This window comes from Streptomyces sp. TAA204 (assembly GCF_000424965.1).
The window spans coordinates 131,443-144,092 of sequence record NZ_AUKW01000018.1 but is presented as its reverse complement, the minus strand read 5'-3'; the positions used below and the strand labels follow the sequence as shown (position 1 = coordinate 144,092).

Here is a 12,650-nt window from a genome sequence, read left to right as displayed (position 1 = left end):
CTTCGCGGCTGCGCAGGTCCGCCCCCGCCCCCACTCCCCCCGTCCGATGAGGCAGTCTTGGCATGTGCCCGAATCCACAGATCCCTCCGCGAACCCACCACCCGACGACCGGTCCGAGCGGGCGGAGCACCCGCACAGCGCCACTCTGCGCCGCCTGGAGCAGTCCTCCGGCAAGCTGGCCGCCGCCGCGATCACACGCATGGACGAGCAGCTGCCGTGGTACCGCGCGATGCCGCCGGAGAACCGCTCGTGGATCGGACTCGTCGCCCAGGCGGGCATCGCGGCCTTCACGGAGTGGTTCCGGCACCCGGAGACCTCGCAGGCCATCAGCACCGACGTCTTCGGCACGGCACCGCGCGAGCTGACCCGGGCCATCACCCTGCGGCAGACCGTGGAGTTGGTGCGCACCACCATCGAGGTCGTGGAGACGGCGATCGACGAGGTCGCCGCGCCCGGCGACGAGTCGGTGCTGCGTGAGGCGCTGCTCGTCTACGCACGGGAGATCGCCTTCGCCACCGCGCAGGTCTACGCGCAGGCGGCGGAGGCCCGCGGCGCGTGGGACGCCCGGCTGGAGTCCCTCGTGGTCAACGCGCTGCTGTCGGGGGAGGCCGACGAGGGCACCGTCTCCCGCGCCGCCGCCCTGGGCTGGAACTCCCCGGAGCACGTGGCCGTGGTCCTCGGCACGGCGCCCGACGGGGACAGCGAGTTGACGGTCGAGGCCATACGGCGGGCCGCCCGGCACGCGAAACTGCACGTGCTCACGGGTGTGCTGGGCAGCCGTCTGGTCGTGGTCGCCGGCGGGTCCGACGACCCGCTGCGCGCTGCGAAGTCCCTGATCGGACCGTTCGCCCCCGGCCCCGTCGTGGCCGGACCCGTCGTCGGCGACCTGCTGGCCGCCACACACTCCGCGCAGGCCGCCGCGGCCGGACTGCGGGCCTGTGCCGCATGGCAGGACGCGCCCCGCCCCGTCCTCGCGGACGATCTGCTGCCGGAGCGCGCCATGGCCGGCGACCCCACCGCGCGAGACCTTCTGGTGGAGGAGATCTACAGACCGCTGGAGGAAGCCGGCTCCGCGCTGCTGGAGACTCTGAGCGTCTATCTGGAACAGGCGAGCAGTCTCGAAGGGGCGGCGAGAATGCTCTTCGTGCACCCCAACACCGTGCGCTACCGGCTGCGACGTGTGACGGACGTCACCGGGTGGTCGCCTTCCGACGTGCGCTCCGCCTTCACGCTCCGTATCGCTCTGATTCTGGGGCGTCTCACGGACTTCTCGAGCCAGCCTTAGACTCGTACGGCTCGTTTGTCGGGCTCCGACAATTAGCCTCCCGGTTCTTCGTACCGCTCCGTACCGGCGCGGACAAGGGTCGGCAAGGGAGAGTGAAAGAGTGCTCGTACTCGTCGCTCCCGGCCAAGGCGCTCAGAAGCCTGGCCTCCTGAAGCCCTGGCTCGAACTCCCCGGCGTCACCGACCGGATCGCGGAGTGGTCGGCCGCCATCGACATGGATCTCGTGCACTTCGGCACCGAGGCCGGCGCGGACGAGATCCGCGACACCGCGGTGGCCCAGCCGCTGCTGGTCGCGGCGAGCCTCGTCTCCGCCGGCGCGCTCCTCGAGGAGCCGGCACCGGCCCGCGCGATCGGCGCAGTGGCCGGTCACAGCGTCGGCGAACTGGCCGCCGCCTCCGTGGCGGGCGTACTTTCGGCATCGGACGCCATGACGCTCGTACGGGCACGCGGCCGTGCCATGGCGGAGGCCGCAGCCGTCACCGACACCGGCATGTCCGCGGTGCTCGGGGGTGAACACGAGACCGTGACAGCGCACTTGAAGACGCTGGGCCTGACGCCCGCCAACATCAACGGCGGCGGCCAGATCGTCGCCGCGGGCACCGCCGAGCAGTTGGCGGCGCTGTCCGAGGACCGTCCCGAGAAGGCCCGGGTCATTCCGCTGAAGGTCGCGGGCGCGTTCCACACCGAACACATGGAACCGGCCGTGGAGGTGCTGACCGCCGCCGTCGAGGGCGCCGAGGTCCACGATCCCGTGCTGCCCTGGCTCTCCAACCTGGACGGCATTTCCGTCACCGAGGGCTCCGAGGTCGTGCGGCGGCTGGTCAACCAGATCTCCGCCCCCGTCCGCTGGGACCTGTGCATGGAGACCTTCCAGCAGATGGGCGTCACCGCCCTGATCGAGATGTGCCCGGGCGGCACCCTCACCGGTCTCGCCAAGCGGGGACTCCCGGGCGTCCGCACGCTGGCACTGAAGACACCCGACGATCTCGACGCGGCGCGCGAGCTGATCGCAGAGCACACGCAGACCGCCTGAGCCTCAAGGAGCTCGAGAGCATGACCGCGAAGATCAAGCCTGCCAAAGGTGCCCCGTACGCCCGCATCCTGGGCGTCGGCGGCTACCGCCCGACCCGTGTCGTGACGAACGAGGAGATCCTCAAGCACATCGACTCCTCCGACGAGTGGATCCGCTCCCGCTCGGGCATCGCGAGCCGCCACTGGGCCGGCCCCGAGGAGACGGTCGCCGAGATGTCGCTGACTGCGGCGGGCAAGGCCGTCGCCGACGCGGGCATCACCCCGCAGCAGGTGGACGGCGTGGTCGTCGCCACGGTGTCCCACTTCAAGCAGACCCCGTCCATCGCCACGGAGATCGCCGACCGGATGGGCGCGGGCAAGGCCGCCGCCTTCGACGTCAACGCGGGCTGCGCGGGCTTCGGTTACGGCCTCACGATCGCCAAGGGCATGATCGTCGACGGCAGCGCGGACAACGTCCTCGTGGTCGGCGTGGAGAGGCTGTCCGACCTCACCGATCTGACGGACCGCTCCACCGCGTTCCTCTTCGGGGACGGAGCGGGCGCCGTCGTCGTCGGTCCGGCCACGGAGCCCGGCATCGGCCCGAGCGTGTGGGGCTCCGAGGGCGACAAGGCGGACGTCATCAGCCAGACCGTGCCGTGGGACGCCTACCGCGACGGCAGCGTGATGGAGAAGTTCCCCGCCATCCGCCAGGAGGGCCAGACGGTCTTCCGCTGGGCCGTCTACGAGATGGCCAAGGTCGCACAGCAGGCTCTCGACGCCGCCGGCGTCTCCCCCGCGGACCTGGACGTCTTCATTCCGCACCAGGCCAACATGCGGATCATCGACTCGATGGTGAAGACCCTCAAACTGCCGGAGCACGTCACGGTCGCCCGCGACGTGGAAACCACCGGCAACACCTCGGCCGCCTCGATTCCGCTCGCGATGGAGCGGCTGCTGGCGACCGGGAAAGCCAAGAGCGGCGACACCGCACTGGTCATCGGCTTCGGGGCAGGTCTCGTCTACGCAGCAACGGTCGTTACCCTCCCCTAGTCAAGATCCACACCTCCGTACAGCGCCGTACGGGTCGGTGGGGCCAACCATCCGGAACACGCAAGAACACCGAAGGAGCGCCGACATGGCCGCCACGCAGGAAGAGATCGTCGCGGGTCTCGCCGAGATCGTGAACGAGATCGCCGGTATTCCCACCGAGGACGTCCAGCTGGACAAGTCCTTCACCGACGACCTGGACGTGGACTCGCTGTCCATGGTCGAGGTGGTCGTCGCCGCCGAGGAGCGCTTCAGCGTCAAGATCCCGGACGACGACGTGAAGAACCTCAAGACGGTCGGCGACGCGACCGACTACATCCTCAAGCACCAGAGCTGAAGACAACCGCCCGCGCGTTTGTCGCCATCCGCCGCGCGCCCTCGGGCTCCGTCCCGGGGCGCGGGTGAGGTGGTCCGCAGGCTCACCCTCTACCAGTGGAGAGTAGAATTCCAGTGAACACGACCCAACACTCCGTGGTCGTCACCGGTATCGGCGCAACCACACCGCTGGGTGGCGACAGCGCATCGACCTGGGAAGGTCTGCTCGCCGGACGTTCCGGTGTCGGCCCGCTCACCCAGGACTGGGCGGCCGAACTGCCGGTCAGGATCGCCGCCGAGGTGGCGGTGGAGCCGACCGAGACGATTCCGCGCCCCCAGGCACGCAAGCTGGACCGCTCCGCCCAGTTCGCGCTCGTGGCGACCCGCGAGGCCTGGGCCGACGCGGGCTTCACCGCGAAGGCCGGTGAGGACGCATCCGTTTCGCCCGACCGCCTCGGGGCGGTCGTCGCCTCCGGCATCGGCGGTGTCACCACGCTGCTCGGCCAGTACGACGTGCTGCGGGAGAAGGGCGTGCGGCGGGTCTCTCCCCACACGGTCCCGATGCTGATGCCGAACAGCCCCAGCGCGAACGTCGGTCTGGAGGTCAACGCCCGTGCCGGCGTGCACACTCCGGTCAGCGCCTGCGCCTCGGGCTCGGAGGCCATCGGCTACGCGGTGGAGATGATCCGCACCGGCCGTGCGGACGTCGTCGTCGCGGGCGGCACCGAGGCGGCCATACACCCGCTGCCCATCGTGGCGTTCGGCAACATGATGGCGATGTCGAAGGACAACGACCATCCGGAGCGCGCCTCACGCCCGTACGACGCCGACCGGAACGGCTTCGTGATGGGCGAGGGCGCCGGCGTCGTCGTGCTGGAGTCGGCGGAGCACGCCAAGAAGCGCGGTGCGCGGATCTACGCGGAGGCCGTCGGCCAGGGCATCTCGGCCGACAGCCACCACATCACCCAGCCCGAGCCCAGCGGCAACGGCATCGCCCTCGCACTGCAGAACCTGATGGAGTTCACCGACCTCAAGCCGTCCGAGGTCATGCACATCAACGCACACGCGACGTCGACCCCCCTGGGTGACATCGCGGAGCTGAAGGCGCTGCGGAAGGTCTTCGGCGACGACACCGACCACATGGCCATCTCCGCCACCAAGTCGATGACCGGCCACCTGCTGGGCGGCGCGGGCGGTATCGAGACCGTCGCCTCGATCCTGGCCCTGCGGCACCGCACGGCACCGCCGACCATCAACCTGGAGAACCTCGATCCTGAGGCGGACGCCGACATCGTCCGGGGCGAGGCCCGCTCCCTTCCCGGGGGCACGATCGCCGCCCTGAACAACTCCTTCGGATTCGGCGGTCACAACGTGGTGCTGGCCTTCCGTACGGTCTGAGGACCCGGCCGGTCCGGCACAACGCGCCGCACGAAGTGAGGGGGCGGCCCCGACGGGGCCGCCCCCTCACCCGTCTCGACACGTCCCCGCGCTCAGTTCCCGGCGTGCCTGTCCGGGAAGCTGGCGTAGTAGGAGGCGGCCATGTCCTCGTCCGCGTGGCCCGCCTCGGCCGCCCGCCGGAATCTCTCCGCACCCGCCGCGGCGACGTCCAGCCGCACCCCGGCCTCCTCCGCCGCCGCGAGGATGAGCCGTGCGTCCTTCTCGGCCGTGCCGACGGCGAAGCTGGGCCGGAAGTCTCCGGAGCGGATCGCGTCCGCCTTGATCCGCAGATAGCCCATGTCGAGAGTGCCGCCTTCGATCGCGTCGAGGAAGTCCTGCGGATCGACGCCCAGCCCTTCCGCGAGCGCCAGTGCCTCGGCGGCACCGTGAGTGACCGCCAGGACCCAGCTGTTGCAGACCAGTTTGAGCCGCGTCGCCGCCCCCGGCTCCTCACCCACCCACACGGTACGGGCGGCCACCGCGTCCAGCACGGGCGACAGCCCGGCCCGTGCGTGCGCCGGACCGGCCGCCAGTACGAGCAGACGTCCCGACTCCGCGGGCTGCCGGGTGCCCAGAACGGGAGCGTCGACGAAGGTGAGCCCGTAGTCATGAGCGAGTCCGGCCAGCGGCGGAAGTCCGTCGACGCCGGCGGTCGTGCACTGCATCCACACCGTGCCGGAGCGCAGCCCCGGGGCGGCGGCACGCATGACCTCCGAGGTGACCGGCCCGTCGTGCAGCATCGTCAGGACCACTTCGGCGCCCTCCACCGCCTCGCGGGGGCCGGCGGCGACGCGGGCCCCGTCGTCGGCCAGCGGTTCGGCCTTGGCCGCGGTCCGGTTCCAGACGCGGACGTCGAGTCCGGCACGGCAGAGGTTGCGGGCCATGGCGGCACCCATGATTCCGGTACCGAGGACGGCCACTGAGAGTCTTTCAGGCATGAGGGCAAGCTAGCGGACGAGGCGGCGGAAGGGACTCACACGACCTGGTGCAGCCAGCGCACCGGGGCACCCTCACCCGCGTAGCGGAAAGGTTCCAGCTCGTCGTCCCAGGGCTTGCCCAGCAACTTGGCCAGTTCCGCCTCGAGTTCGCTCTCACCGCGCGAGGCGCGGTCCAGCGCGGCGCGCAGCCGGTCCTCGGGGATGAGGATGTCTCCGTGCATGCCGGTGACGGCGTGGAAGATGCCCAGTTCAGGGGTGGAGCTGTAGCGCTCGCCCTCGGCGGCGGAACAGGGCTCCGCGGTGACCTCGAAGCGCAGGAGGTGCCAGCCGCGCAGGGCTGAGGCGAGCTTGGAGGCGGTGCCGGGGTCGCCCTGCCAGGAGAACTCCGCACGCCAGGTACCGGGAGACGCCGGCTGTCTGATCCAGTCGAGGTTGACGCGGGCGCCGAGAACCCCTGCCACTGCCCACTCGACGTGCGGACACAGCGCGCGGGGCGCTGAGTGCACGTACAGAACTCCACGTGTCGTCACCGGGACCTCCAGTGCGGTTCGAGGGGCGTCTTCACCGACTGCCTCGACTACTGCCGGTCACGCGCCGGGCCGGCGCCTGACATCCTGCACCACCGGTCACTTCGTCATCAGCGCCGAGGTTACGAATAGTAAACACCATTGGCGCCAATTCTCCCCGAAAGGGACATGAGGTGACGCGGCGTAATATTCAGCAGTCGCCGAACGTACGCCCCCGCCCCGGCACAGCGGGCATCCTGCGGGAGAGCACGGGTCAAAGCTATCGCGCGCCCGGGGACCCCGGGTGACGTACCGTCGGACCGACAGCGGGGAGATGAGGGGGCAGATGCCGAAGAGCCACTGGAGGGCGGGCGCCGCGGGAGCGGGCGGCGTACGGATAACCCGTCGTGGGCGGGCCGTGGCGCTCGCCGCCCTCGCCGTGGTGCTCATCGGCGGAATCGCCCTCGCCGTCCTCCTGGGCGGTGGAAGCGGGAGCCTCACGGGGGAGCGCCCTGACGAGAGCGCGCGCCCCTCCCCTTCCCCCACTCCCGAGTGGGACCGCGACCCGTCGTCCATCGCGGCGGTCGGCGACTCCATCACCCAGGGCTTCGACGCCTGTTCACTGCTGGAGGACTGCGCACGCGCCTCCTGGGTCACCGGGACCGACTCCGCGGTGCGCAGCCTCGCCAGCCGCCTCATCGGCGAGGCCCCTTCGAAGAACAGCTGGAACTACGCGGTCAGCGGCTCCGTGATGGCCGACCTTCCCTCCCAGATGGAGCGCGCGGCACGGCGGGGGCCGGAGCTTGTGACCGTGCTGGCCGGCGCGAACGACGCGTGCCGGTCCACCCCTGGGCGGATGACGCCGGTGGAGGACTTCCGTGCCGACTTCAGCGAGGCACTGCGTACGCTGCGCCAGGCACGGCCCAAGACCCAGGTGTACGTGGCGAGCGTGCCCAACCTGATGCGCCTGTGGGAGCAGGGACGCGGCGACGCCTGGGGCGAGCAGGTATGGGGACTGGGCATCTGCCAGTCGATGCTGCGTGACCCGCAGTCGATGTCCCAGGCCGCCCAGGCGCGCCGGCAGAAGGTCCACGAGCGGGTCGTCTCGTACAACACCGTCCTGCAGGAGGAGTGCGCGAAGTCTCCTCGCTGCCGCTACGACGGCGGCGCCGTCTTCCGCTACCGCTTCACGAAGAACGAACTCAGCCGCTGGGACTGGTTCCACCCCAGCAAGGCCGGGCAGCGCAAGCTCGCCGACCTCGCCTATCGCGGGATCACCGCCCGCGACGGGCAGCAGCCCGGGTAGTCCCGGCAGTTCTCCACGGGCGCGTCCGCCCATGCACTCCCTCCGGCGTTCGTCCGGGGCGACCGGTCGGAAGCAGCGCGAGCGCAGCGGCTGACGGTGGCCGGAAACATCGGTGCACCACCCATTGACGCGGCTCTGCGAGCCTCAATACATTCGCGACAGCATTTCGAACGATAGTCGAAATTTCGAACAGCGAATGTGTGTGGAGGGCCGACTGCCGTGCGCATCACCGGAATCAGCACCCACGTCGTGGGTACGCCCTGGCGCAACCTCACCTACGTCCGGGTCCGTACCGACGACGGTCTCACCGGAATCGGTGAGACCCGGATGCTCGGCCACACCGACGCCCTCGTGGGCTACCTGCGCGAGGCGGAGGCCAACCACATCGCAGGCTCCGACCCGTTCGCCGTCGAGGATCTGGTGCGGCGCATGAAGTACGGCGACTACGGGCGTGCCGGAGAGATCGTGATGTCCGGCATCGCGTGCGTGGAGATGGCCTGCTGGGACATCAAGGGCAAGGCACTGGGGGTCCCGGTCTGGCAGCTGCTGGGCGGAAAGGTCACGGACCGGGTCAAGGCGTACGCGAACGGCTGGTACACCACGGAGCGCACCCCGGAGGCGTACCACAAGGCGGCGCAGGCGGTCGTCGAGCGCGGCTACCGGGCCCTGAAGATCGACCCGTTCGGCACGGGCCACTTCGAACTGGACCACGCGGGCACCCGGTACGCGGTGTCGCTCATCGAGGCCGTACGGGACGCGATCGGCCCGGAGACCGAGCTGATGCTGGAGATGCACGGACGGTTCAGCCCTTCGACAGCGGTGCGGCTGGCACGCGAGATGGCGCCCTTCGCGCCCGCGTGGCTGGAGGAGCCGGTGCCGCCGGAGAATCTCAAGGCCCTCTCCAAGGTGGCCGGGAAGGTGGACGTGCCGGTCGCTACAGGTGAGCGCGTCCATGACCGCATCGAGTTCCGCGAACTCTTCGAGTCGCAGGCGGCCGACATCATCCAGCCGGACGTCGGCCACATCGGCGGAATCCTGGAGGCCCGCAAGCTCGCCGCCACCGCCGAGACGCACTACACACTCGTCGCCCCGCACAACGTCGGCGGCCCGGTGCTGACCTCGGCCTCTCTTCAACTGGCGGGCTGCACACCCAACTTCAAGATCCTCGAACACTTCAACGACTTCGCCGACGCCGAGATCAAGAAGGTCGTCACCGGGGCCCCGGAGGTCGTCGACGGCTACTTCGAACTGCCCAGCGCCCCCGGGCTGGGCGTCGAGCTGGACACCGACGCTGCGGCCGAGTTCCCCCAGCAGCAGGCCCGGTTCGATCTGTGGGCCGAGGGCTGGGAGAAGCGTGACCCGAACAGCGGACGAGGGGAGCGGGGATGACCGGCACGGACAGTGCCTCCGAGGACGGCACTCACGCCCTCTCCGGCGCACGGGCCGTGGTGGTCGACGCCCCCGGACGGCACCGCCTCGTCACCGGCCCCCTGCCCCGGCCCGGTCCCGGAGAGGTACGGGTCGCCGTTCACGCGGCGGGCGTCTGCGCCAGCGACCGCGAGGTCCACGACGGCACCCGCGCTCCGGGCTACGTCCGCTATCCCGTCATCCCGGGCCATGAGTGGTCGGGGACGGTCGACGCGGTCGGCGAGGGTGTCGACCCGCTGCTCGTCGGCCGGAAGGCCGTCGCCGAGGGCTTCCGGGCCTGTCTGCGCTGCGAGCGCTGCCGGGAGGGCGCGACAAGCCTGTGCACCAGTGGTTACGAGGAGACGGGCTTCACCCGGCCAGGAGGATTCGCCGACTTCCTCGTACTGCCCGCCCGGCTGCTGCACCTCCTCGCCGACGACGCCGACCTGCGGGCCGCCGCACTGCTGGAGCCCGCGGCCGTCGTCGCGGCGGCGGTGACGGCGGGCGAACCACGGCCCGGCGAGCGGATCGCGGTGCTGGGGGCGGGCACCCTGGGGCTGCTCGCCGTGCAGTTGCTCGCCGCGTACTCCCCGCTGGAACTGCTCGCGGTCGACCCTCGGGTACCCCGTGCCGAGCAGGCTCTGACGATGGGCGCCACGCACGTGCGTCCACCGGGCGACTCCGACATCGCGGCGGACGGATACGACCTGGTCGTGGAGACCGCGGGCGCGCCCACCACCGCGCGGGACGCCTGCCTGCTCGCACGGCGCGGCGGACGGGCCGTGCTCACCGGCATGTTCGGACCGGGCGCGGAGGGCATCGATCCGGTTCACCTGTCCGTGAGCCAGCTGACCGTCCGCTCGGTCTTCGGTGCTCCGCCGGCTGCCTGGTCGTTCGCCGTACGGGCGTTCGGCACCGGCCTGCTCGACCCGGCGCCGCTGATCACGCACGAACTGCCGCTGACCGGCTTCGGCGAGGCCGTCCGGCTCGTGGGCAGTGGTGAACCCGGCGTAGGAAAGGTGCTGTTGCGGCCCTGAACCGTTCACTCGTCCACGTCCGCCGGACCGGCCGGGCCGATCCCGGTCGGCGGTACTGGCGGAAAACGTCCCGAAGGAGCGCTCCCCGCGCTCTGCCCCGGCTCCGGCTCCGGCTGCCGGCCCCGAACCCGGCCCCGAGTCCGAACCCCCGACCCTCAGGAGCACCGTGCCCCCCGCCTCCCCGGTTCCCCGCCGCCCAGGCGCCGACGCCCTCGCCGCCGTGGGCATGGGCGCCCCCGCCCCCGACCCGTCCGACGCCTCACCGCACACCTTCCCGGACGGCGGCACCTGGCGCACCGAGGTGCCTTCGTGCGAAGGACCGGAAGTACTGGCCGCCGTGCTCGAGGAGGCGGCACGTCTCCAGGTGCCCGTCCACCGCATCAGCCAGGGAAGCGGCGTGTGGATGCTGACCGACGCGGAGATCACCGAGATGGTCGGTGTCTGCGCACAGCACGACATCGAACTGTGCCTGTTCACCGGACCGCGCGGCACGTGGGACATCGGTGCCGCAACCCGCAGCGACTCCGGGGGCGGGGGCCTTCGCGCCCGCGGCCACGACGCCGTGGCCGGCTGCGTCGAGGACGCGCTGCGGGCCACCGGACTCGGCGTGCGCTGCCTGCTGGTGGCCGACGAGGGCGTCCTGTGGGTGCTGCACCGGATGCGTGCCGCGGGCGAACTGCCCGCCGAAACCACCCTGAAGGTGTCCGCGCTCATCGGCCCGGTCAACCCGGCTGCGTACAGCGTGTACGAACGCCTCGGCGCCGACTCGCTCAACATCCCCTCCGACCTGACCCTTGAACACCTGACCGAGATACGCCGCGTCAGCGCCGCCCCTATGGACTTCTACCTGGAGGCGCCCGACGACCTGGGCGGGTACGTGCGGATGTACGAGGCGGCCGAACTGGTCCGCCGCGGTGCGCCGATCTACCTCAAGTTCGGTCTCAGCAAGGCGCCCGGCATCTACCCCTACGGCGCGCAGCTGCGGGACGTCGCCCTCAGCTCCGCACGCGAGCGGGTCCGGCGCGGCAGGCTCGCCCTCGATCTCCTCGCCCGGCTCGGAGCGGACGGCGGCATGTCGCCGCCCGGATCCCGGCTGCCGGGCGAACTTCAGCGATTCCCGCTTCCCGAGAGGAACTGACCATGGGTACCCGCACCCCCGACCCCGCTGGCGGTCCCGGCCCTGAGACCGGAACCCGACCCGGAACCGAACCCGGACCCGGCCGTGAACCCGGCCGGGCGTCCCCGCCCCGGCGGCGGCGCACCGCACCCCTCGCCGCGCTCGCCGCCGCGGCGCTCCTCACGGGCTCACTCGCCGCCTGCGGTCAGGAGGCCAAGGGCGGCAGCCGCTACAAGGCCGAGAAGGGCAAGGGCGGCACCGTCGGCCTCGCCATGCCGACGAAGTCGTCCGAGCGCTGGATAGCCGACGGCAGGAACATGGCACGGCAGTTCGAGGACGCGGGCTACGAGGCGGATCTGCAGTACGGCGACGACAAGGTCGAGAACCAGGTCGCCCAGATCGAGAACATGATCGCCAAGGGGCACCGGCTGCTCGTCGTCGCGGCCATCGACGGTTCCGCGCTCACGAACGTACTGAGGCGTGCGAAGGATGCCGATGTTCCCGTCATCTCCTACGACCGGCTGCTGCTGGGCACCGAGAACGTCGACTACTACGCCTCCTTCGACAACGAGCGCGTCGGCGAACTGCAGGGCGGCTACATCGTCGACAAGCTGAAGCTGGATGAGAAGAAGGACGAGAAGTTCGACATCGAGCTGTTCGCCGGCTCCCCCGACGACAACAACACGAAGTTCTTCTGGGACGGGGCGATGAAGGTACTGCGTCCCTACATCGACAAGGGCCAGCTCGTCGTCCGCAGCAAGCAGACGAAGATGAACCAGGTCACCACGCTGCGCTGGGACGGCGGGACCGCGCAGAAGCGGATGGACGACCTGCTCAGCAAGAACTACGGGTCCGAGGACCTCGACGCCGTCCTCTCGCCCTACGACGGCATCTCCATCGGCGTACTCTCCGCGCTGAAGAGCGCGGGCTACGGCTCCGGGGACAAGCCCTTCCCCCTGGTCACCGGCCAGGACGCCGAACTGGCCTCGGTGAAGTCGATCATGCGCGACCAGCAGACCCAGACCGTCTACAAGGACACCCGCAAACTCGCCGAACAGGCGGTGCAGATGGGGGACGCGGTACTCACGGGCGAGAAGCCCGAGGTCAACGACACCAAGACCTACGACAACGGCAAGAAGGTCGTACCGGCCTACCTGCTCAAGCCGGTGAGCATCGACAAGTCCAACACCCAGCGGCTGGTCGAGGACGGCTACTACAAGGCCGGGCAGCTCAAGTGACGGCCC

The 12,650-nt window shown here is 70.6% G+C and carries 12 protein-coding genes; 10 read left to right on the top strand and 2 right to left on the bottom strand.

Annotated features, from left to right (window positions below; all coding sequences use genetic code 11):
* Positions 1-64 precede the first annotated feature (64 nt).
* The 5 genes from H343_RS31710 to fabF all read left to right on the top strand — a co-directional run bounded on the left by H343_RS31710 (position 65) and on the right by fabF (position 5,056).
* Positions 65-1,285, top strand: a complete 1,221-nt coding sequence (locus H343_RS31710; protein WP_486586976.1) for a PucR family transcriptional regulator — start codon at positions 65-67, stop codon at positions 1,283-1,285.
* A 100-nt stretch (positions 1,286-1,385) separates the two neighbouring features.
* Positions 1,386-2,318 (top strand): ACP S-malonyltransferase, encoded by a 933-nt coding sequence (locus H343_RS0120100; protein ID WP_028432619.1) that lies wholly within the window; start codon positions 1,386-1,388, stop codon positions 2,316-2,318.
* 20 nt (positions 2,319-2,338) lie between these two features.
* Positions 2,339-3,346, top strand: coding sequence for a ketoacyl-ACP synthase III (locus H343_RS0120095; RefSeq protein WP_028432618.1), 1,008 nt, complete (start codon positions 2,339-2,341; stop codon positions 3,344-3,346).
* 85 nt (positions 3,347-3,431) lie between these two features.
* Positions 3,432-3,680, top strand: coding sequence for an acyl carrier protein (locus H343_RS0120090; RefSeq protein WP_028432617.1), 249 nt, complete (start codon positions 3,432-3,434; stop codon positions 3,678-3,680).
* A gap of 113 nt (positions 3,681-3,793) precedes the next feature.
* Positions 3,794-5,056, top strand: coding sequence for a beta-ketoacyl-ACP synthase II (gene fabF / locus H343_RS0120085; RefSeq protein WP_028432616.1), 1,263 nt, complete (start codon positions 3,794-3,796; stop codon positions 5,054-5,056).
* Between the two features lie 92 nt (positions 5,057-5,148).
* Here fabF and H343_RS0120080 read toward each other — a convergent pair whose 3' ends face one another.
* Positions 5,149-6,033, bottom strand: coding sequence for an NAD(P)-dependent oxidoreductase (locus H343_RS0120080; protein WP_028432615.1), 885 nt, complete (start codon positions 6,031-6,033; stop codon positions 5,149-5,151).
* Between the two features lie 35 nt (positions 6,034-6,068).
* Positions 6,069-6,563, bottom strand: coding sequence for a DUF3145 domain-containing protein (locus H343_RS0120075; protein ID WP_028432614.1), 495 nt, complete (start codon positions 6,561-6,563; stop codon positions 6,069-6,071).
* A gap of 322 nt (positions 6,564-6,885) precedes the next feature.
* On the opposite strand from H343_RS0120075, the gene H343_RS0120070 reads away from it, so the two are divergent.
* The 5 genes from H343_RS0120070 (at position 6,886) to chvE (ending at position 12,644) form a co-directional block, all read left to right on the top strand.
* Positions 6,886-7,845 (top strand): SGNH/GDSL hydrolase family protein, encoded by a 960-nt coding sequence (locus H343_RS0120070; RefSeq protein ID WP_106958892.1) that lies wholly within the window; start codon positions 6,886-6,888, stop codon positions 7,843-7,845.
* 219 nt (positions 7,846-8,064) lie between these two features.
* A complete protein-coding gene (locus H343_RS0120065; RefSeq protein ID WP_028432612.1) occupies positions 8,065-9,234 on the top strand; it encodes a mandelate racemase/muconate lactonizing enzyme family protein in 1,170 nt (389 codons plus the stop codon).
* Positions 9,231-10,289, top strand: coding sequence for an alcohol dehydrogenase catalytic domain-containing protein (locus H343_RS0120060; protein ID WP_051265576.1), 1,059 nt, complete (start codon positions 9,231-9,233; stop codon positions 10,287-10,289). Before H343_RS0120065 ends, H343_RS0120060 begins: the two co-directional genes overlap by 4 nt.
* 226 nt (positions 10,290-10,515) lie before the next feature.
* Entirely contained in the window at positions 10,516-11,427 is a 912-nt protein-coding gene (locus H343_RS0120055) for a hypothetical protein (protein WP_486586979.1), read from the top strand.
* Between the two features lie 2 nt (positions 11,428-11,429).
* Positions 11,430-12,644 carry a multiple monosaccharide ABC transporter substrate-binding protein gene (gene chvE, locus H343_RS31705; protein ID WP_078505932.1) on the top strand — a complete coding sequence of 405 codons (1,215 nt, stop codon included), beginning with the start codon at positions 11,430-11,432 and terminating at the stop codon, positions 12,642-12,644.
* Positions 12,645-12,650 lie beyond the last annotated feature (6 nt).